The sequence below is a fragment of the Streptomyces sp. PH10-H1 genome (assembly GCF_030063355.1).
Classification (GTDB): domain Bacteria; phylum Actinomycetota; class Actinomycetes; order Streptomycetales; family Streptomycetaceae; genus Actinacidiphila.
This window is the reverse complement of the sequence record NZ_JASISZ010000010.1, coordinates 102463-121062: the sequence shown is the minus strand read 5'-3', so window position 1 is coordinate 121062 and position 18600 is coordinate 102463. Positions and strand designations below refer to the sequence as shown.

Annotated in this window: 22 protein-coding genes and 1 pseudogene; 12 read left to right on the top strand and 11 right to left on the bottom strand. The window is 70.4% G+C overall.

Annotated elements, in window-relative coordinates:
- Positions 1 to 19 precede the first annotated feature (19 nt).
- Positions 20 to 238, bottom strand: coding sequence for a hypothetical protein (locus tag QMK24_RS09510; RefSeq protein WP_283464901.1), 219 nt, complete (start codon positions 236 to 238; stop codon positions 20 to 22).
- A gap of 340 nt (positions 239 to 578) precedes the next feature.
- Here QMK24_RS09510 and QMK24_RS09505 point away from each other — a divergent pair, with 340 nt between their 5' ends.
- A complete protein-coding gene (locus tag QMK24_RS09505) occupies positions 579 to 1700 on the top strand; it encodes a cation diffusion facilitator family transporter (protein ID WP_283464900.1) in 1122 nt (373 codons plus the stop codon).
- A 382-nt stretch (positions 1701 to 2082) separates the two neighbouring features.
- Here QMK24_RS09505 and QMK24_RS09500 read toward each other — a convergent pair whose 3' ends face one another.
- Together QMK24_RS09500 and QMK24_RS09495 are read right to left on the bottom strand one after the other, a co-directional pair.
- Positions 2083 to 3120 (bottom strand): M48 family metalloprotease, encoded by a 1038-nt coding sequence (locus QMK24_RS09500; protein WP_283464899.1) that lies wholly within the window; start codon positions 3118 to 3120, stop codon positions 2083 to 2085.
- Positions 3065 to 3460 carry a BlaI/MecI/CopY family transcriptional regulator gene (locus tag QMK24_RS09495; RefSeq protein WP_283464898.1) on the bottom strand — a complete coding sequence of 132 codons (396 nt, stop codon included), beginning with the start codon at positions 3458 to 3460 and terminating at the stop codon, positions 3065 to 3067. The genes QMK24_RS09500 and QMK24_RS09495 overlap by 56 nt, the downstream gene beginning before the upstream one ends.
- A gap of 82 nt (positions 3461 to 3542) precedes the next feature.
- Here QMK24_RS09495 and QMK24_RS09490 point away from each other — a divergent pair, with 82 nt between their 5' ends.
- The gene (locus tag QMK24_RS09490; protein WP_283464896.1) at positions 3543 to 4268 is read left to right on the top strand and encodes a phosphatase PAP2 family protein; all 726 of its coding nucleotides are present in this window, start codon (positions 3543 to 3545) and stop codon (positions 4266 to 4268) included.
- 55 nt (positions 4269 to 4323) lie between these two features.
- On the opposite strand, the gene QMK24_RS09485 is transcribed toward QMK24_RS09490, so the two are convergent.
- Both QMK24_RS09485 and QMK24_RS09480 read right to left on the bottom strand, forming a co-directional pair.
- Positions 4324 to 4830: a MarR family winged helix-turn-helix transcriptional regulator gene (locus QMK24_RS09485; protein ID WP_283464895.1), complete on the bottom strand. Its 507-nt coding sequence runs from the start codon at positions 4828 to 4830 to the stop codon at positions 4324 to 4326.
- A gap of 399 nt (positions 4831 to 5229) precedes the next feature.
- Entirely contained in the window at positions 5230 to 5484 is a 255-nt protein-coding gene (locus QMK24_RS09480) for a hypothetical protein (RefSeq protein ID WP_283464894.1), read from the bottom strand.
- Between the two features lie 401 nt (positions 5485 to 5885).
- On the opposite strand from QMK24_RS09480, the gene QMK24_RS09475 reads away from it, so the two are divergent.
- Both QMK24_RS09475 and QMK24_RS09470 read left to right on the top strand, forming a co-directional pair.
- Positions 5886 to 6395: a tyrosine-type recombinase/integrase gene (locus tag QMK24_RS09475; protein WP_283464893.1), complete on the top strand. Its 510-nt coding sequence runs from the start codon at positions 5886 to 5888 to the stop codon at positions 6393 to 6395.
- The gene (locus QMK24_RS09470) at positions 6392 to 7330 is read left to right on the top strand and encodes a hypothetical protein (protein WP_283464892.1); all 939 of its coding nucleotides are present in this window, start codon (positions 6392 to 6394) and stop codon (positions 7328 to 7330) included. The genes QMK24_RS09475 and QMK24_RS09470 overlap by 4 nt, the downstream gene beginning before the upstream one ends.
- On the opposite strand, the gene QMK24_RS09465 is transcribed toward QMK24_RS09470, so the two are convergent.
- Positions 7311 to 8240, bottom strand: coding sequence for an IS5 family transposase (locus QMK24_RS09465; protein WP_283464891.1), 930 nt, complete (start codon positions 8238 to 8240; stop codon positions 7311 to 7313). The two genes, QMK24_RS09470 and QMK24_RS09465, sit on opposite strands and share 20 nt — an antisense overlap.
- Before the next feature lie 113 nt (positions 8241 to 8353).
- On the opposite strand from QMK24_RS09465, the gene QMK24_RS09460 reads away from it, so the two are divergent.
- From QMK24_RS09460 to QMK24_RS09450, 3 genes are read left to right on the top strand one after another with little or no spacing between them, the layout of a single operon-like run.
- Complete coding sequence (locus tag QMK24_RS09460) at positions 8354 to 9019, top strand: nitroreductase (RefSeq protein WP_283464890.1); 666 nt, start codon at positions 8354 to 8356, stop codon at positions 9017 to 9019.
- A 35-nt stretch (positions 9020 to 9054) separates the two neighbouring features.
- Positions 9055 to 10611, top strand: coding sequence for a tyrosine-type recombinase/integrase (locus QMK24_RS09455; RefSeq protein WP_283464888.1), 1557 nt, complete (start codon positions 9055 to 9057; stop codon positions 10609 to 10611).
- A complete protein-coding gene (locus tag QMK24_RS09450) occupies positions 10608 to 11165 on the top strand; it encodes a hypothetical protein (RefSeq protein WP_283464887.1) in 558 nt (185 codons plus the stop codon). Before QMK24_RS09455 ends, QMK24_RS09450 begins: the two co-directional genes overlap by 4 nt.
- Before the next feature lie 60 nt (positions 11166 to 11225).
- Here QMK24_RS09450 and QMK24_RS09445 read toward each other — a convergent pair whose 3' ends face one another.
- Entirely contained in the window at positions 11226 to 11639 is a 414-nt protein-coding gene (locus QMK24_RS09445) for a MerR family transcriptional regulator (protein ID WP_283464886.1), read from the bottom strand.
- A gap of 400 nt (positions 11640 to 12039) precedes the next feature.
- Here QMK24_RS09445 and QMK24_RS09440 point away from each other — a divergent pair, with 400 nt between their 5' ends.
- The 3 genes from QMK24_RS09440 to QMK24_RS09430 all read left to right on the top strand — a co-directional run bounded on the left by QMK24_RS09440 (position 12040) and on the right by QMK24_RS09430 (position 15716).
- Complete coding sequence (locus QMK24_RS09440; RefSeq protein WP_283464885.1) at positions 12040 to 13527, top strand: SulP family inorganic anion transporter; 1488 nt, start codon at positions 12040 to 12042, stop codon at positions 13525 to 13527.
- Between the two features lie 450 nt (positions 13528 to 13977).
- Complete coding sequence (gene lgt / locus QMK24_RS09435; RefSeq protein WP_283464947.1) at positions 13978 to 14886, top strand: prolipoprotein diacylglyceryl transferase; 909 nt, start codon at positions 13978 to 13980, stop codon at positions 14884 to 14886.
- Positions 14883 to 15716, top strand: a complete 834-nt coding sequence (locus QMK24_RS09430; RefSeq protein ID WP_283464884.1) for a phosphatase PAP2 family protein — start codon at positions 14883 to 14885, stop codon at positions 15714 to 15716. Before lgt ends, QMK24_RS09430 begins: the two co-directional genes overlap by 4 nt.
- Here QMK24_RS09430 and QMK24_RS09425 read toward each other — a convergent pair.
- Together QMK24_RS09425 and QMK24_RS09420 are read right to left on the bottom strand one after the other, a co-directional pair.
- Complete coding sequence (locus QMK24_RS09425; RefSeq protein WP_283464883.1) at positions 15677 to 15871, bottom strand: hypothetical protein; 195 nt, start codon at positions 15869 to 15871, stop codon at positions 15677 to 15679. The two genes, QMK24_RS09430 and QMK24_RS09425, sit on opposite strands and share 40 nt — an antisense overlap.
- Positions 15868 to 17322 carry an MFS transporter gene (locus tag QMK24_RS09420; RefSeq protein WP_283464882.1) on the bottom strand — a complete coding sequence of 485 codons (1455 nt, stop codon included), beginning with the start codon at positions 17320 to 17322 and terminating at the stop codon, positions 15868 to 15870. The genes QMK24_RS09425 and QMK24_RS09420 overlap by 4 nt, the downstream gene beginning before the upstream one ends.
- Before the next feature lie 153 nt (positions 17323 to 17475).
- On the opposite strand from QMK24_RS09420, the gene QMK24_RS09415 reads away from it, so the two are divergent.
- Both QMK24_RS09415 and QMK24_RS09410 read left to right on the top strand, forming a co-directional pair.
- Positions 17476 to 17670, top strand: a complete 195-nt coding sequence (locus QMK24_RS09415) for an NUDIX hydrolase (protein ID WP_283464881.1) — start codon at positions 17476 to 17478, stop codon at positions 17668 to 17670.
- Positions 17671 to 17753: 83 nt separating this feature from the next.
- Positions 17754 to 17966, top strand: coding sequence for a hypothetical protein (locus QMK24_RS09410; RefSeq protein WP_283464949.1), 213 nt, complete (start codon positions 17754 to 17756; stop codon positions 17964 to 17966).
- Between the two features lie 73 nt (positions 17967 to 18039).
- On the opposite strand, the pseudogene QMK24_RS09405 reads toward QMK24_RS09410, so the two are convergent.
- Positions 18040 to 18201: pseudogene (locus tag QMK24_RS09405) on the bottom strand (magnesium chelatase domain-containing protein); the annotation flags it as partial.
- Complete coding sequence (locus tag QMK24_RS09400; RefSeq protein WP_283464880.1) at positions 18201 to 18560, bottom strand: YraN family protein; 360 nt, start codon at positions 18558 to 18560, stop codon at positions 18201 to 18203. The gene QMK24_RS09400 and the pseudogene QMK24_RS09405, both read right to left, overlap by 1 nt.
- Positions 18561 to 18600: the final 40 nt, after the last annotated feature.

Below are 18600 nucleotides of genomic sequence, written 5' to 3'. Positions count from 1 at the left end.
ACGTGCCTGGTTGGGGTGTTCAGGACACCGCCCAGCCCGCCATGGCCGCGGTCACCCCGAGCACTCCGGCTCCGACGAGCGCACTGACCACGCCCTTGCGGGCGGCCAGCAGCCACAGGGCCACGAGGGCCAGGACGGCAAACTGCCAGGCGTGCTGCAGGGCCATGGCCAGCGGGATCGCGGACCCGGCGATCGCGCCGATCACCGCCGGTCCGGCGCCGGTCAGGAATGCCTGCACCCCGTGTTGGTGCGCAGGCGGTCGAAGTGGCTCCCCGAGTTTCCTGGTCAACGGGCGTGACCTGTTCGCCGAGCCCGGCCGCTCCCCGGCACTGTCCTGCCGGGTGTACCGGACCCCGGACGGCCTTGCCGGTCTGCCCGCGCTCGGCGGCCTGCGGCAGGCCCTCCAGGCGGCGGTCGACGGGGAGCCCCGCTGACACGGCTGTTCGCCTCTTGCTGCGGCCGGACACCGCGCGGCTGCCGCAGTTTCTCAACGAACGCATTTGCGAGGGCATCGCACCTGGTCACCAGCCCTATAACGGCGATGGCTGCAACGGGTTTCGTGTGCGACGGTGGGTGGCATGGAGGGGACGGAGCACATCCACGAACCAGGCCACCGCGATCCGCGCCGCGCCCACCGTGATGGGGGCGGTCACTCGCCCGGGCACCCTCATCAGCATGGTGACCGGGGCGAGGGTCGCCATGGTCATGGTCACTCGCGCTGGTCGCGGCTGAGGCACCGGGCGGCGCATCTGGTCACCCCGCACAGCCATGTGGCGATGGACAAGGTCGACTCGGCGATGGAGACCTCCAAGGAGGGCATGCGCACGCTGTGGCTGTCGCTCGGCATTCTGGGCGCGACCACGGTCATCCAGGCGATTGTGGTGGTGCTGTCAGGGTCGGTGGCACTGCTGGGCGACACCATCCACAACGCCGCCGACGCGCTGACCGCCATCCCTCTGGGCATCGCGTTCGTCGTGGGCCGGCGGGCGGCCAACCGCCGCTACACCTACGGCTACGGCCGCGCCGAGGACCTGGCCGGCATCGCGATCGTCCTGACCATAGCCGCCTCCTCCGCCCTGGCCGCCTACACGGCCGTGGACCGGCTGCTCAACCCGCGCGACGTCACCCACCTTTGGGCGGTCGCCGCCGCCGCAGTGGTCGGCTTCATCGGCAACGAGTGGGTGGCCCGCTACCGCATCCGCACCGGCCGGAAGATCGGCTCCGCCGCCCTGGTCGCCGACGGCCTGCACGCCCGCACCGACGGCTTCACCTCCCTGGCCGTCCTGCTCGGTGCCGGCGGCGCGGCCATCGGCTGGCGCGCGGCCGACCCGATCGTGGGCCTGGTCATCACCGCCGCGATCCTCATGGTCCTGCGGGACGCCGCCCGCGAGGTCTACCGGCGCCTGATGGACTGCGTCGACCCAGCCCTGGTCGACACCGCCGAGAGCGCACTGCGCGGTGTGGACGGCGTGCGCGGCCTCGGTCAGGTGCGGATGCGGTGGATCGGCCACGCCTTGCGCGCCGAGGCCGACATCGTCGTCGACCCCGACCTGACCGTGGTCCAGGCCCACGAACTCGCGGTCGCCGCCGAGCACGCCCTGATCCACGCCGTGCCCCGGCTGACCGCCGCCACCGTCCACACCGACCACACCGCCGGACGCGACCCGCACGCCGTCCTCGCCCACCACACCGCCACCTGAACTACCGCCGAGACGCCAGACGCCGAAGCGGCCGCGGCATCCTCGACGGGTGGTCACCCGATAGTGTTTTCCCCTGCGGTGGTGCCCGGAACACGCGGGGGTGGCGGCCCGCCCGACCCGCTGCCCTTGCGGGTTGATTGCGAGCGCAACGCGTTGAACACCTCGTCCCGGATGTGACTGGTCCGACGAGGAGTAGATGGGGATGGGTCCCGTTTCCTCCTGGAGATGGCAGCCGCAGAAGGCTCGCGGCACGATCCCGCGATGCGGGTCATGGGCTTGTCCGTGAGGCGCACGCAGCAGGCGAAATCTCTTGCGCCGATGCGGCGACAGAGCGGTGTGGGCCGCTGGTGGCCGAGTGCCTGGGGCAGGCGGCGGTGCGAGATCAGGCGCCGGCGATCTTCAGGAGGAGGTGGAGGTCGTGGGCGGCGGCGAAGGTGCACAGGGCGCTGGCGCCTACCGCGCAGGCGGTTGCGGCCAGGGGGATCAGGGACCCGTCCAGGGGCGGGAGGAGCAGGCCGCGCGGCAAGGGTGGGGCCAGTAGGGCCGCGACGCGGCGGGGGACGGGTCCGGCGCCGGCCAGCGGGTCGCGCCGCCATCCCAGCAGTCCGAATGCCGCAGCCGGGGCACGGCGGCGGGCGGGGGTTTTCCGGGTGGCCAGGGCTGCTTTGCCGACGGCGCGGGCGATCTGGCGGCGGTCGCCGCAGGCGCGGGCGGCGTTCTCGTCGGCCCAGCGTTCCACGGTGTAGGCAACTGCGGTGGCGAACGGGCGCAGGAACGGGTTGGCGGCGGCGGCCAGGTGGACGGCGGCGGCGAACGCGTAGTGGTGGGCGGCCAGGTGCGCGCGTTCGTGGGCGACCATGGCCTCGCGTTCGGCGGGTCCGAGGGCCTGGAGCATGCCGGTAGAGACCACGATCCGTCCCGGGAGCCCGGGGAGCGCGTATGCGTCGGGCACCGGGTCGTCGATCACGGCCAGCGGGCCGGGACCGGGCAGACAGGCCGCCTCCAGCCCGGCAGCGACCACTGCGCGCACGCGCCGCCCCAGCAAGCGCGCCGCCGCGTACGCGGCGGCGGCCAGCAGGAGGGCGGCCAGGGCTGCTTCGGCGCCGGAGACGGGGTCGCCGGAGCGGATGGTGGCCAGCGGCCAGTGTCCGACGAGGACGGCCGCGGGGATGCGGATCATTCCGGCTACCGCCAGGACCCCGAGCGCGGCGCAGCTGCAGGCTGCCAGGCACAGGGCGCAGGCGGCCAGCAGCCAGGTGGCCAGGCGAGGCTCCAGCCGGTCGGCGACGGGGCCAGCGGCGAGCGCGGCCAGGATCGGAAGGACCAGGGGGAGGTAGACCAGCAGATGCATCAACGGCGCGCCCTCACTGGTCGCGGGGCAGGTCCGTGCCCAGGAGCTGGCGCAGGAGCTGCTCGTCACCTGCGGCAAGGTCGTCCACGAAGCGGGTCAGGACGGCCTCGCGGTCGGAATCGGTCTCCATCACCTGGCGCATGCGCCGGGCGGTGAGGCCGTGCGCGTCGGTGACGGGGGTGTACGCGTAAGCGCGGCCCTGTCTGGTGCGACTGAGCAGTCCCTTGTCGTACAACCGGGACAGGACCGTCACCGCCGTGCTGTAGGCCACGGATCCGCTGAGCTGCTCCCGCACCTGGGGCGGCGTGAGGGCCTCGGGCGCCGCCTGCAGCACGGCCATGACCTCACCTTCCAGGGCGCCGCCCGGCCGACGCTCGCCCGGGGGTTCCGCGGGGCGCTCGGAGTTCACGGGTTGGGTTCCTTCCGTTCATCGTCTACAGTCCTGTAGACCATCTACAAGCTTGTAGAAGTTTATTGGTTCCGAGTGTGCCATGCCTGCTGCTGTCCGTGCACCGTCGCGGCAGTGCACGGTTGCGTTCGCCGGCCCCGATCTCGAAGGATCCTGCCTGATGACCGTTGCTTCCCCGGTGACGCTGGCTTTCGACGGCTCGCACATCGACGGCTCGTGGTTCACCACCGTCACGGACTTCGCCCGGCATACGGCCTGGCTCAACGGCACAGTGGAGGCGTGGACAAACCTGGGGCTGGGGGTGTTCGCGCTGCTGATGGTGGCGGGCTGGTGGTCCGCGCGGCGCCGGGATGCCGATGCGATGACGCTGGCGCTGGCCGCGCCGGTGTGCGTGATGGTGGCGTTCGCCGTCGCGGAGGTGGTCAAGAAGGTGGTGGCGGAGGTGCGGCCGTGCCGGTCGCTGCCCCACGCGTACATCGTCGATGCCTGTCCGGCGCCGGGTGACTACGCCTTCCCCAGTGGCCACACCACGGTGGCGGCGGCGACGGTGGCGGCACTGTTTGTGCTGGACCGCAGGCTGAGCCTGATCGCGGCGGTCTTCGCGGTGCTGGAGGGCTTCACCCGCGTCTATGTCGGGGCTCACTACCCGCATGATGTGGCGGGCTCGGCCGTGATCGCTCTTCCCGTCGCGCTGGCGGTCAGCCTGGTGCTGCGGCGCTTTGCCGCTCCCCTGGTGGCCTCGTTGTCCGCCGGGCGGCTGCGCCCCTTGCTGAGCGCGGCAGCGGCCGACGCCGGTGCGGGCCGCTGATCAGCGGCCCGGCCTGGCATGCTGCGGGCGGGTGTGGTCCGATCCTGCGGGGGTGTCAGTGTGCCGCGTCGTCGTCGGCCGGTTCGCCGAGGTGCGCGGCGATCCGGAACAGGGCCGGCAGCGCGGCGCGCAGCGCGGCGCGGTCGGCCTCGTCGAGGGTGGACAGGGCGATGTCCATGCGGCGTTCGTGGGCGTCGGTCCAGGCGGCGAGCTTGTCGCGGCCGGCGTCGGTGAGGGTGACCACCGAGGCGCGGCGGTCGTTCGGGTCGACCTCCCGGGCCACCAGCCCGGCGGTCATCATCTGCCCGATGATGCCGCTGACGGTGCTGGCCGCCAGGCGCTGACGCTGGGCCAGGTCACCGACGCGGGCCGGGGTGTGCTCACCGAGGACCTGCAGCAGCTCCACCTGCGCCATCGGCAGCGCCTCCCAGGGGAATTCGCTGCGGATCGAGGCACGCAGGGCACGCCGCAGCCGGGTGACCGCGTCGGTCAGAAGGTGGGCCTCCGGGACCGTGCTGACGCCCCGGGGGGCGGAGGTCTCGGGGTGCGACTGCTCGGGCATGGGAGAAGCGTAACCGGGCTCCACGCCCGGTGGCGGCCTCCGGGCCGGCTCACTGTCACCTTCGTGGCGCGGGGCGCACATGGCTCCCGACGGTGGCGGCGGCCTGAATGTCGTGCGCGTCAGCTCTGCGCGCGTCCCCGGCGACGGTTACGGCGTGGGGGAACAGGCCGTGCGGTGCGCGGGTTCGGTCGGGCCCTACCCCGCCCGACGGAAGGACGGCCGGGCCGGGTAGTGGGACGGAGTTGATCGGTGCACTGTTCTCCCGGCTTTCTACGAGTGTGGCGTGACGCTGCACTAGCTGTGTGAGCTGGGGTTTTCTCTAGTATCTCTGGGGCTGTCGTGGCTGTTGCGACACGTTGCACAAGAGATTCGGAGGAGACCCTTGAGGGCCTTTCCTGTTCAACTCCCGTCCGGTGTCCGGTACTGGACCGTCCTGGACGACGACCTGGCCGTGGTCCCGGAGGCCGACGCGTTCCTGCGGCACGTGCGGTTCGGCAAGGACCAGGCCGAGCTGACGACCCGCACGTACGCCGGGCACATCGCGCTGTACTTGCGCTGGTGCATCCGGACGGGCCGCGACTGGCGGGTGGCGGCCGAGGAGCTGGCGATGTTCGTCGTCTGGCTGAAGTTCGGCTCGAAGGCGGTCACGGGCATCGACCGCCCATCGGGGACCGGGCTGGTGTACCCGGGGCCGGGGGCGGAGCCTGCACGTGAGCCGGCCCGGATCCAGAACGTCCTGGCGGGGGTGCGGCAGTTCCTGCTGTACGGCATCACGGCGAAGGCGGTGCCCTCGTTCGTGATGGCCCAGCTGTATGAGGTGGCGGAGAACTGGGACCTGCCGGAGCAGGCCCGTGGGGAAGGAGTGACCGGCTATCGGATGCGGCCCCGGCACCGGGTGCAGGTCCCGCGCAAGAAGGGCGAGCGAGCCACCGACCGCGAGATCGTCGCGCTGTTCCTGGCCTGCCACAGTGCCCGGGACCGGTTCATTGTGCTGCTGCTGGGCCGGGCTGCGCCCGGGAGGTGCGGCCGGCCTGCGACGCGAGGACATGCACTTCATGCCGGACTCGTCGGCGCTTGGCTGCCCGAAGCAGGGCTCCCACCTGCACACGCTGCGGCGGGACAACCCGAACGGGGCCTGGGCGAAGCGGCAGCCGACCGCGGCACCGGGCCGGTGGAAGCCCGTCGACCACTTGGTGGTGCTCGCCCACGACCAGTACGTGCTGGAGCGGATGGCGCTGCCGCACGGCCCGGAGAGCGACTTCGTGCTGGTGAACCTGTTCGCCGAGCCGCTGGGCGCCCCGATGACCACGGACAGCCTCGGGGAACTGCTCGGGCGGCTGTCGAAGCGCGCCGGGCTGAGCAGGAGGATCACGCCGCGGATGCTGCGGTGCGCGGCAGGCAGCAACTTCGCGGACGCGGGCGGCGGCCAGGACGAGATCGCCGCCTTGCTGGACCACGCGCGATTGTCCAGCGCTGAGCCGTATCTGACGCCGGCCCCGGACCGGCTACGGAACGCGGTTGATGCGGTGCCTTCGCCGCGCGAGCTCACTGGCGGTGTCCGATGACGTTCCTGCTTACGCCGATCGTTACCGCTCCGGCCCCGGCGCCGGACGCTTCTGATACCGAGCTGACCGCTTTCCTGTGGTCGCTGATCAACGAGGACTTCCTGACCGAGGCCGGCTGGAACGCCGAGCGGCGCGTCCTGACGCCGGTGGGCCATCCCACCATGGGCGGAAGGAGTTGCCCGGTGCCCAACTGCCAGTCCCCGGTGCGGGGGAAGAAGCTGTGCAGCACCTGCTACACCCGCCACCGCACGTCCGGGATGTCCCAGGAGGAGTTCGTCAAGGTCCCGCGCGTCTCACGCCACCTGCACCTGGGCACCGGGACCTGCCGGGTCGCGGGCTGCGAGCGCCCGTGGAACAACTCGGGGAAGGAACCGGTCTGCCGTGGCCACCGGTGGCAGATGATCAAGCACGGCGGCGCGTTGGAGCAGTTCCTTGCCGATCCGGCCGTCAAGGGCCTGCCCGGCCTGGGGGACTGCTCGGTGCTCGCCTGCAACCGCCAGGCCATCAGCGAGTTCGGCACGCGACTGTGCCATCCCCACGGCAAACCGCTGCCCGCGCTGCGCCGGCAGCCCGGATTTGATGAGGAGAGGTGGCTGCGGACCGCGCCGTCGGCCAGCTACGGCATTGAGGTCAGCTTCAGGGGCCTGCCCGAGCTTGTCGTCGCCCAGTTGCTGTTCGGACTCCAGCATCGCTGCCACCGCGGCGCACGCACCGAGATTGGGAACTTCCGTGCCTTGATCGACAAGACGATTCGCCCCTCGCTCGCCCAGCGCCTGGAGGATGTTCCCGATCCGGCTGCGAACAGCGTGGCTCTCACCTTGCTGAACCGGACCCGCATCTACGCGCTTCGGGCGGTGAAGACCCCCGAGGGTGAGTACGCCAAGGACGAGTGGGACCTAGGCAGTGTCCTGGCGATCATGAGCGGAGCCAGATGACGAGCGCGGCTGCGGTAACGGTTCCGAGGTAGACGTAGCCGCGCTTGTCGAACCTGGTTGCAACCGCGCGGAGGGTCTTCAGTTTGTTGATAGCCCGTTCGACGGTGTTGCGCTTCTTGTAGAGGTCCTTGTCGAAACCGGGCGGTCGGCCCCCGGAGCGGCCGCGGCGCACCCGGTTGGCTGCCTGGTCGGCCTTCTCCGGGATGACGTGCCGGATTCCGCGTCTGAGCAGGTAGCGGCGAGTTCGGCGGTTGCTGTAGCCCTTGTCGGCACTGACGCTGTCCGGCTTCGTACGTGGCCTGCCACAGGCCAGCCGCGGTACGCAGATCCGGTCCACGACTGCCTCGAATTGGGTGCAGTCGGCGCACTGCCCAGGCGTGATGACCAGCGAGAGCACTCTGCAGCGGCCGTCCGCGCTCAGGTGGATCTTGGTAGTGAACCCGCCGCGCGATCGGCCGAGCGCCTCACCTCCCTCGCCACCTCCGCCAGCCGGTCGATCAGTTCCGCCCAAACCCGAGCGGCTCTGACCGCCTGGGCGGAGCCCCTCTTTGATGGCGGGCGGCGGAGCGTGCCGGGCGCCGGCGGCGTGGTGGTGTGCGCGCACGGACGTCGAGTCGACCGAGACATCCCAGTCGATCTCGCCAGCCGCGTCCGCCTCGGCCTGGATCCGCCGCAGGAGCATCTCCCATGTTCCGTCCGCCGACCAGCGGCGATGCCGCTCGTGCACCGTTTTCCACGGTCCGTACCGCTCCGGCAGATCGCGCCAGTGCGCGCCCGTGCGGATCCGGTACAGCACCCCGTTCACGACCTGGCGGTGGTCCCGCCACCTGCCACAGCGCCCATTGCTGACCGGTAGAAGCGGTTTCAGCCGTTCCCACTGAGCGTCCGTCAAGTCACCTCTGTCTCTCACGGTCCTGTCAACGACTGGACTGAAGGTCGGGGCGTCTTCCAACCCCCGGCGATGCTCGGTACTGAAGGCTCAATACGGTGGAGGGGCCCGGTTGAATGAGAGGACGCGAAGTCGTGGATGTGTATGAGGCCGTGGACAGTCGCCGGGCCGTGCGGGCGTTCAGCGATGAGCCCGTGCCCAAGGAGGTGCTCGAACGAGTGCTGACCGCAGCGACGCGGGCTCCGTCCAGCGGGAACCTCCAGCCGTGGCATCTGTACGTCGTGATCGGTGAACCCTTGGCGGAACTCAAGCGGGCCGCAACATCCAGGGCACTGGCGGGGGACCCCGGCGACGAGCGTGAGTACCCGATGTACCCGGACGGGCTGGCCTCGCCGTATCTGGACCGCTTTGCTGCTGCCGCCGCCCAGCGGTACGCATCGCTGGGGATCGAGCGCGACGACCCAGACCGGCCCAGGAAGATCGCCACCTTGAACTCGGAGGCGTTCGGAGCGCCGGCCGTACTGTTCTGCTACCTCGACCGAAGGATGGGGCCCGGACAGTGGGCTGACGCGGGGATGTACCTGCAGACGGTCATGCTGTTGTTGAGGGCCGAGGGGCTGCACAGTTGCCCCCAGGTGATGTGGACCGTGTACCGGGAGACTGCCAGCCGGGCAGTCGGAGCCGATGACGGACTCGTACTGTTCTGCGGCGTCTCAGTGGGGTACGAGAAGGAGGGCGTGCCGCAACTGCGCACCGAGCGGGCGGACATGACAGAAACGGTGAGCTTCATCGGAGTGTGACCGCTGGCCGGTCAAGATCGACAGGACAGGCCCTAGTGGCGTTCGGGCACCGCGGCTCGCTCGTCTTCACCATGATCCACCAGCCGTGGCTGCGGGAGAGTGCCAGACGCTGGGCTCGTGACTACCTCTCCAAGGTCCGTTCCAAGAGTGCTTCCTCGCACGCGCAACAGCATCTTCACGGCCTGGCCAAGCTCTCGGACACCTTGCGAGCCCGGCCCGACCGCGGCATGGACAAGGCCGCGCTGGCCCGCGCCGACATTGAGAACTTCCTGAACAGGATGTCGTTCCTCGAAGCCAACGGCCAGATGACCACCCGCACGCGCATCGCCTACGTCGGCAAGGCCCGCAACGTGCTCCGGGAGGGACGGGCTATGGGCCTGACCCGTCCGCAGGGGCCGCTGGCGGGTCTGCCGGACGACTTCGTCATCACCCGCCACGATGTCCCCAAGCCGCCGGAGCCCTCGGAAGAGGGCCAGGACCTCCCGGCCGAGGTGATGCGCCAGCTCGGCGCCCACCTGGACACCTTCGAGGCGATGACCTGCTACGAGATACGGCTGAGCGTCGAGCTGCTGATGGACACGGGCCGCCGGCCCGAGGAGATCTGCCGCCTGGACCTGAACTGCCTCACCCGCGACAGCCAGAAGAAGCCGGTGCTGCTCTACAACAACTGGAAGGAACAGCGGATGGGGCGGCAATTGCCCATCCATGAGCCGACCGCCGAGCTGATCATCGCGCAGCAGAAACGCGTACGCGAACGCTTCCCCGACCGGCCGCCGTCCCAGCTGGTTCTGCTGCCCGCGCTGAACCTGAACCTTCGCGGGGACCGCTCGGTCGACGCCAACCACCTCAGTGGCATGCACCGTGAGTGGGTCGAGTCCCTGCCCGATTTCGTCCTCGACGACGGCACTGTCTTCGACAAGGAGAAGATCTTCCCCTACGCCTACCGGCACTCCTTCGCCCAGCGCCACGCGGACGCCGGCGTCCCCATCGACGTCCTGGCCGAGCTCATGGATCACGAGAACTACCAGACCACCAGGACGTACTACCAGGTGAAGGAAGTACGCCTGCGGGAGGCGGTCGAGCGCGTCACCCAGTTGCAGTTCGACCGGCACGGCGCCCGCATCTGGGGCGCGGTCACCAGCGTGCTCGACGCCGAACGCGCCCGCCGGGCCATCGGCGCGGTCGTCGTCCCCTTCGGCACCTGCTCCGAGCCCTCCAACGTGGCCGCCGGCGGCGGAGCCTGCCCGCTCCGCTTCCGCTGCGTGGGCTGTGATCACTTCTCCACCGACGTCTCCTACCTTCCCGACCTGCGTACTTACCTCGACGACCTGCTCCGGCAGCGGGAGAAGCTGAGATCGATGTCCGAGGCCGACGACTGGGCCCGCGCCGAGGCCACCCCGTCGGATGCTGAGATCACCCGCATCCGGCGTCTGATCCAGCGGGTCACCGACGACGTCAACACGCTCACCGAGGCCGAACGCGCCGAGATCCAGAAGGCCGCCCAGATCGTCCGACAGATGCGGCAGAACTTCCTCGGCATGCCCCGCATCCGCCGGCCCTTGCCCGACCTCCGAGTGGAGCGACCCGCATGACCGCCCCCCAACCCGCAGTCCAGGCCATGGTCGTGGGCCGCCGCGCCGATACCGGACGCCGCCGCCAGCGCGTTCTCGCCGCCCTGGCGGACGCGGCGAAGAACGGCACGGACATCAGTGTCACCGCAATCGCCCGGCACGCGGGCGTCGACCGCACCTTCCTCTACCGCCACCGCGACCTCCTCGCCCAGATCCACGCCCAGGCCGCCGAACCCGTCACCGCCCCCGGCGGCCGAGGCCCGGCCGTCAGCCGGGCCTCACTCAAGGCCGACCTCGCGGCCGCCGACGCCCGCACCGCCCGCCTTGCCGCCCAGGTCCGCCGCCTCGAAGCGCGGCTCAGCGAAGTGCTCGGCGACCAGGTCTGGCGCGAGACCGGCGCCGGGGGGCCGGAGGACACCGAGCACTTCAAAGCCCGGATCACCACCCTCGAACAGCAGCTCATCGACCTGGAGTTGAAACTCCAGGAACGAGACGACGACCTGGCCGCAGCCCGCGCGGCCAACCGCGAGCTCATGGCCCAGCTCAACCGGTCAGAACCGACCACACCCAGGTAGTCCTCTCAGTACAGGCGGACTCCTGGCGTGCCCGAGGACGTCGACGGGAGGAGGAGCGATTCAGGGACGGGCGGCGGGGACGTTCTGTTCCAGGCGGGTGCGGAGGGTGGCGGCGAAGTCCTCGGCACGGGCCAGCTGGACGCGGAGCTTGTCGACCTGCTCGGCGGCGGCCTGCTCGTACTCGCGTACGCGGGTCAGCAGGGCCTCCCGCTCACCGGCATCGAGGTCGCCGTCGGCGTCGAGGAGGTCGGTGGCGTCGAGGAGGTCGCGCATCTGGTCGAGGGTGAAGCCAAGCGGCTTCATGCGGCGGATGACCATGAGCCGCTGCACATCGGTCTCGGTGTAGAGGCGGAAACCACCCTGCGAGCGGGCGGAGGGGGCGACCAGGCCGGTCTCCTCGTAGTGCCGGATGGTGCGCAGGGACAGTTCGGTCCGCGCGGCGACTTCGCCGATCTGCATGTGCTTGTCGTCCACGCCCGTGATCCTCTGGTCCGTCTCGTCCTGGCGGGCCGCGTCCCATGCGGCCCCCGCCGATCTCTACTCTAACGTTAGGGTAGAGTCGCTGATGGCGAGGGCGGCCTGCCGCTGTCCCTCTGTTGCCGTGTCGGGGCCGATGGCGCCCCCGGCGAAGATCCGATTCTTGCAGGAGAGAGCGTGCGCGATCCCATGACGCCCGGCGCCGCCGCCTGCCCACCGTGACGCTTCGCTCCTCAATGTGAGCCCCGGCCGCGCAGGCCCTGCTCCGTCCCTTCTGACTTCCGGCCCCTACTCACGGGCCGTCCGCGGGGGTGCCGGCCCGGCCCTTCCGCGCCCTCCCGCACACGCCCGGCCTGCCGGAACGGGGTGTGCCCGAGTACGACAGGTTCCTGTTCTCTTGTCTTCTTCCGTTGTCTCTCCCGCCGCGCGGCTGCGCGGCCTGCGTCCGGACTGGCTGAACAATCCGAAGGTATGGCGTACCGAGGTGCTGGCCGGCCTGGTCGTCGCCCTCGCGCTGATCCCCGAGGCGATCTCGTTCTCGATCATCGCCGGGGTCGACCCGGCGATCGGCCTGTTCGCCTCCTTCACCATGGCCGTGACCATCTCCATCGTCGGCGGACGCCGCGCGATGATCTCCGCCGCGACCGGTGCCATCGCGCTCGTCATCGCACCCCTCAACCGGGAGCACGGCCTCGGCTACCTCGTGGCCGCCGTCATCCTGGCCGGTGTCATCCAGGTCGCGCTCGGCGCACTCGGCGTCGCGAAGCTGATGCGGTTCGTGCCGCGCTCGGTGATGGTCGGCTTCGTCAACGCCCTCGCGATCCTGATTTTCATGGCGCAGGTCCCCGAGATGCACGACGTGCCGTGGCCGGTGTACCCGCTGATCGTCGCCGGGCTGGCGCTGATGGTGTTCTTCCCGAAGATCACCACCGTGATCCCAGCCCCGCTCGTCTCCATCGTCATCCTGACCGTCGCCGCGGGCATCGCGGTCCCGACCGTCGGCGACAAGGGCGCCCTGCCGTCCTCCCTTCCGGTCCCCGGCCTGCCGGACGTGCCGTTCACGATGGACACGCTGACGACCATCGCCCCGTACGCGTTCGCGATGGCACTGGTCGGCCTGATGGAGTCCCTGATGACGGCCAAGCTCGTCGACGACATCACCGACACCCACTCCTCCAAGACCCGCGAGTCCATCGGCCAGGGCATCGCCAACATCGTCACAGGCTTCTTCGGCGGCATGGGCGGCTGCGCGATGATCGGCCAGACGATGATCAACGTGAAGGTGTCGGGAGCCCGCACCCGCCTGTCCACGTTCCTGGCGGGCGTGTTCCTGATGGTGCTGTGCATCGTCTTCGGCCCGGTCGTCTCCGACATCCCCATGGCCGCGCTGGTTGCCGTGATGGTGATGGTGTCGTTCGCGACGTTCGACTGGCACTCCATCGCGCCGAAGACGCTCAAGCGGATGCCCACCGGGGAGATCGCCGTCATGGTCATCACCGTCATCTGCGTGGTCGCCACCGATAACCTCGCCATCGGCGTCGGCTCCGTCACCGCGATGGTCATCTTCGCCAAGCGCGTCGCCCACCTTGCCAACGTCACGGCGGTCACCGACCCCGACGGCAGCAGCGTCGTTTACTCCGTGACCGGCGAGCTGTTCTTCGCCTCCTCCAACGACCTCGTCGGCCAGTTCGACTACGCCGGCGACCCGGACCAGGTCGTCATCGACCTGTCCGCCGCCCACATCTGGGACGCCTCCTCCGTCGCCGCCCTCGACGCCATCGAGACCAAATACGCCCAGCGAGGCAAGAGCGTCGAGATCATCGGCCTCAACGATCCGAGCGCGGACCTCCACGGCAAGCTCACCGGCGAACTCACCAGCCACTGAACCGTCCCCGAGACGAGAGGACCCCGGCGGTCGGCCGAGGTCCTCTCATCGTCAGTAGCGAACACCCGGATCAGCGTGGCACCTTCGATCCAAAAGCTACTGGCGGGTTACTTGTCAGATGGTTCGCCGCTCGCCAACGGCACCCCAAGGACCAGCCGGCCAACTCCGTTCGTCCCATGCACCACACCTGTTGCATCGGATAGGATCACCTTGATGGCCGCTGAGCTGCGAGGATTCCCACCGCACGCTCGTGAAGCCCCGGAGAAACGTCGAGGACACTCCTTCCTCGATATCCGACATATTCGATGAACGATATTTTCGGAAGGCAAGATATCGGCCCGGAGGCGGCGCGGCGCCGATGGTCCGGTGATCGAAAGGTTCGGCATCCGATGTAATCTCGGGCGGGTCTGCCGGCACCGGCCGGACCGTACGGCGAAAGTGATGATCTTCATGCTGCTGGCGTACCTGCCGAGCCCGTCCCAGGGTGTCTGGCATCTGGGACCGGTGCCGGTGCGCGCGTACGCGCTGTGCATCATCGCCGGGATCTTCGCCGCGGTATGGCTGACCGGCCGCCGCTGGGCCGCCCGCGGCGGACACCGCGACGATGTCGCCGACATCGCCCTGTGGGCGGTGCCGTTCGGGCTGCTGGGCGGGCGGCTCTACCACGTGGTTACCGACCCGGAGCTGTACTTCACCGCAGGGAAGCAGCCCCTCCACGCGTTGTATGTGTGGGACGGCGGGCTCGGCATCCCCGGCGCGGTCGCCCTCGGGGCGGTCGGCGCCTGGATCGGCTGCCGCCGCCGCGGCGTGAAGCTCGCCGACTTCGCCGACGCGCTCGCCCCGGGCCTGGTGCTCGCCCAGGCGATCGGCCGTTGGGGCAACTACTTCAACCAGGAACTCTTCGGCCGTCCCACCCACCTGCCCTGGGCACTGCTCATCGACCCCGCCCACCGGCCCGCCGACTCTCCCGGTTCCGCCCTGTACCACCCCACGTTCCTGTACGAATCGCTGTGGGATCTGGGGGTGATGGCCCTGCTGCTGGTGCTGGACCGCCGCTACCGGCTGCGCCGCGGGCGGCTGTTCGCCTGCTACGTGCTCGCCTACACCGCCGGCCGGGCCTGGATCGAGGCGCTGCGTATCGACCACGCCAACCATTTCCTCGGCCTGCGGCTGAACGACTGGGTCTCCGCCGCGCTGTTCGCCGGCGCCCTGATCTACCTCCTGATGACCCGCCACCCGCATGCTGACGGCCCCAGCGGCTCGGAGCCTGGGGCGAATTCCCCGCCCGACCACGTCCCCGCCGAGGGGACCGCCCCCGCCTCCCCGGCCGGCAACCAGCAGGTGGAGGAGAAGCGATGACCGCCCCCACCCAACCCCCGGTCTCCTCGTCCGCGGCAGACCGGCCCGCGCTTGCCGGTGTGCGCCTCGGACCGCTGCTGCCCGCCCGGCTGCGCCCGCTGGGCCGGCCCCGGCTGTGGGTCGAGCTGGCCTTCACCGTGCTCGGCTACTGGGCCTACTCCCTCACCCGCAACGCGGTGCCCGCGCACAGGGACGCCGCCCTGCACCGGGCGCGTACGATCTGGGACGCCGAGAAAGCCCTGCACCTCAACATCGAACTGGCCTTCAACCACGCCGCGGACAAGGTGACCTGGCTGATCGTGCCGATGGACTACTACTACGCCACGCTGCACTTCATCGTCACCATCGGCGTGCTGGTCTGGTTGTCCGTCCGCCATCCCAGCTTCTACCGCTCGGCCCGCACCGCCCTGTTCGCGGCCACCCTGCTCGCGCTGGTCGGGTTCACCTTCTATGCGCTGGCGCCACCGCGGTTCCTGGCCGGCCAGGGGTTCATCGACACGGTGGTCACGCACCACACCTGGGGATCGTGGGCGTCCGGCGACGTGGCGTCGATGTCCAACCAGTACGCCGCGATGCCCTCGGTCCACATCGCCTGGTCCGCCTGGAGCGGCTTGGCCCTGGTCCACCTGGCCCGCCGCAGGTGGGTCAAGATCCTTGGCGCGCTCTACCCGCTGGCGACGTTCGCCGTGATCCTGTCCACCGCCAACCACTTCGTGGCCGACGCGGCCGCCGGGGCCGCCACCCTCGCGGCGGGTTTCCTGATCCAGCGGCTGCTCACCGGCCGCCCCGCCTACCCCCTGCCGGACCGGCGCGCCCGCACCGCCAGATAGCCCTGGCGCAGCGTCAGTGCCGACCACAGCCCTGCCACCGCCGCGAGCCAGCGAGAGTGCACCAGCACGGCGGCCGTGATCAACGCGGCCGTGACCAGCAAGTCCGCGCCGGTCACCCACGCGTCGCGCAGCCACCGGGACACAGGATGCTTCACCGTGCCGCCTCCTCGGCCGGTGACGGGCGGCCGCGCGGCCCGAACCATGCGCAGCCCAGGGCGAGAGCCGACGCCCCCAGCAGGACCAGCACCGCCCAGCGGGCCCCGGCCGCACCCCCGTCCGCCAGGTGCAGTGCGAGCGTGACCAGCGCGACGCCCAGCGCGGTGCCCAGGCCGCGGGCCATATTGACCAGTCCGCCACCGGTGCCGGCCGACCGCGCCGGGACCGCCCCCATGATCATGGTGTTGTTCGCCGGAGTGAAGCTGCCAAGCCCCAGACCGATCACCGCCAGCACCGGTGTCAGCCAGGCGACGGTCAGCGGCAGCACCAGCAGCCCGGCCAGCGCCGCCGTGAACACCAGCGCGCCCAGCACGCACCGGCCGCGGTCGGACAGGGTTGTCGGCAGCACCTTGTCCGCACCCGTCGCGGCCAACGCGAACCCCGCAGGCAGCGCCGTCAGCACCAGCCCCGCCGTCAGCTCGGACGCTCCGGCCCCCGTCAGCACCACCGGCACCAGCACCAGCGGACCGAACAGCACCAGATAGCCGCTCAACGCCCCGCACAGACCGAACGACACCGCCCGCACTTTTAGCAGCGCGGGATCCACCAGCGGCGCGGCTGCTTGCCGCTGCCGCACCGCGAAACCCCAGACGGCCACCGCCGACACCGCGAACATCACCCCGACAGCCCAGCCGGGCACCGGCAGCCCGGACACACCCGACACCGCCAGCAGCCCGCTGGTGGTCGCCACCGCAAGAAGCGCCAGCCCGAGCCCGTCGAACCTCCCGGCGCTCTGGCGGGCACGGGTACGCGGCAGCAGGTAGTGCCCGGCGACCAGCGCGACCACTCCGATCGGCACGTTGACGCCGAAGACCCAGCGCCAGCCCAGCGTGGACACCAGCGCCCCGCCGACCGTCGGCCCCAGCGCCAGCCCCAGGGCCTGGGCGGCGGCCTGAACCCCCAGCGCCGTCCGCATCTTCTCGCGCGGCGCGCTGGTCGTCACCAGCGCCACGCTGTTGGCCTGCATCATCGCCGCCCCCGCGGCCTGCACCACCCGGAAGCCCACCAGTACGCCCAAGGACGGGGCGAGCCCGCACGCGGCGGACGCCACCGTGAACACCGCGAACCCGTACAGGTAGAACAGCTTGCGGCCGTGCGCGTCCGCCAGCCGGCCCGCCGGCACCACCAGCGCCACCAGCGTCAGCAGATACGCCAGCGACACCCACTCCACCGCCGCCAGCGACGTGTGGAACTGCGCCCCCAGACTGCCGTACGTCAAAGTGACGATGCTCGCGTCCAACTGCCCCATGAACGCCCCGAAACACACCGTCCCCACGGCCAGCCACCACGCGTTCGGCCAGGCACGTATCCCCTGCGGCCGGGCCCGCTCCTGTACCAGGACGGCCCGCCATCGTTTCCTGGACGGGCGCGGTGTCATACGGGTATCCATGCCACGCAGAGTACATCGGCTACCGAAATATTCGGTTACCGTCACACGTACGGCGAGGCCGAGACAGGACCGCAGGTCGGTGATCAGGTGGCTGTCACCGGCTGGCTCGTGCACTCCGCCTTGGCCTGTTCCAGCTCCAGGGAGAGCTCGGCAGTGATTCACCCCATCCCCGCCAACGACACCAAGGACGAGCCCGAGCACTGGCACATCGACTTCCGGTTCCTCTTCCGCACCGACGCCGAGGTCGGACCGCTCCAGACCGAAGAGGTCACCGACGCCGCCTGGCGCGAGATCGACAGCATCAGCGGACGACCGCCTCCGCCAGCGGATCGCCAAGCCCTTCGCTGAGGCCCCTCAAACCGGCCAGGCGGCGGCGTCGGCACCCTCTGGACGGCCATCTCTCCGACCGTCGTCTTCGGCTACCTCGAAATTTGGGTGCTGATCGCGCTCGTCGGACTCCTGACGGCTGCCCGAGCGACCCCACCAAAGCACAGCGATCGCCTTGGGAGGTCGACAACTGGGAGGCCGAGGAAGTCCGACGGCAGGACTTCACCTACCGCGGCTCCGGCGACGACCGCACCCCGGTCCTCCGCCTCGACACCAACCCCGACTACGACCACCAGGACGACGACCCGGACAGCTGAACCCCTCCGAGCCCGGGCAGCACCGCGGGGCCGAGAGGCCGCAAAGACTCAACACGCAGGACTTGACAGGGAACACGATCGCCGCCCGGACCCGGTCCCGGCTCTCGCTCAGGCTCTTGTCGGGCAGCCCGACGAGGGTGAACGCGGCGAGCCCGGGTTCGAGATCGGCCTGGACCTCGACGACCACGCCCTCCACACCGACCAGCGCCACCGAGCAGGTGCGTGCGAAGCCCATCAGGCCACCCCCCGCACATGCTCGACCCGAGCCGCACCGCGTCCGGGAAGTACCACTCCGACCAGGTCGATCCGCACCCCGCCGGAGGGCGGCCCGCCGTGCTCGCTGAGCCACTGCTCGGCGAGCAGCCGCAGCCGCGCCGCCTTGCGCGGGGTGACAGCCGCCATGGGGTGCTCGTAGTCATTCCCGGTGCGGGTCTTCACCTCGCATATCACCAGCGCGTCACCCTCGGACGCGACGATGTCCACCTCGCCGCGACGGCACCGCCAGTTCCGCTCCAGAACCGTCAGGCCCGCCGTGGCGAGCCAGCGGGCCGCCAGGTCCTCGCCATACCGGCCACGGGCTGCTCGTGCGTTCATGCCACCACCTCCGCCACTCACTGTGACGGAGGTGGTGCGC

Excerpts from the sequence above, each read along its gene's own strand:
- QMK24_RS09420 (WP_283464882.1), bottom strand. The coding sequence starts at position 17,322 with ATGGATACCCGTATGACACCGCGCCCGTCCAGGAAACGATGGCGGGCC.
- QMK24_RS09505 (WP_283464900.1), top strand. The coding sequence starts at position 579 with ATGGAGGGGACGGAGCACATCCACGAACCAGGCCACCGCGATCCGCGC.
- QMK24_RS09475 (WP_283464893.1), top strand. The coding sequence starts at position 5,886 with ATGCCGGACTCGTCGGCGCTTGGCTGCCCGAAGCAGGGCTCCCACCTG.
- QMK24_RS09490 (WP_283464896.1), top strand. The coding sequence starts at position 3,543 with ATGCCTGCTGCTGTCCGTGCACCGTCGCGGCAGTGCACGGTTGCGTTC.
- QMK24_RS09400 (WP_283464880.1), bottom strand. The coding sequence starts at position 18,560 with ATGAACGCACGAGCAGCCCGTGGCCGGTATGGCGAGGACCTGGCGGCC.
- QMK24_RS09480 (WP_283464894.1), bottom strand. The coding sequence starts at position 5,484 with ATGCCCGTGACCGCCTTCGAGCCGAACTTCAGCCAGACGACGAACATC.
- lgt (WP_283464947.1), top strand. The coding sequence starts at position 13,978 with ATGCTGCTGGCGTACCTGCCGAGCCCGTCCCAGGGTGTCTGGCATCTG.
- QMK24_RS09430 (WP_283464884.1), top strand. The coding sequence starts at position 14,883 with ATGACCGCCCCCACCCAACCCCCGGTCTCCTCGTCCGCGGCAGACCGG.
- QMK24_RS09470 (WP_283464892.1), top strand. The coding sequence starts at position 6,392 with ATGACGTTCCTGCTTACGCCGATCGTTACCGCTCCGGCCCCGGCGCCG.
- QMK24_RS09485 (WP_283464895.1), bottom strand. The coding sequence starts at position 4,830 with ATGCCCGAGCAGTCGCACCCCGAGACCTCCGCCCCCCGGGGCGTCAGC.
- QMK24_RS09450 (WP_283464887.1), top strand. The coding sequence starts at position 10,608 with ATGACCGCCCCCCAACCCGCAGTCCAGGCCATGGTCGTGGGCCGCCGC.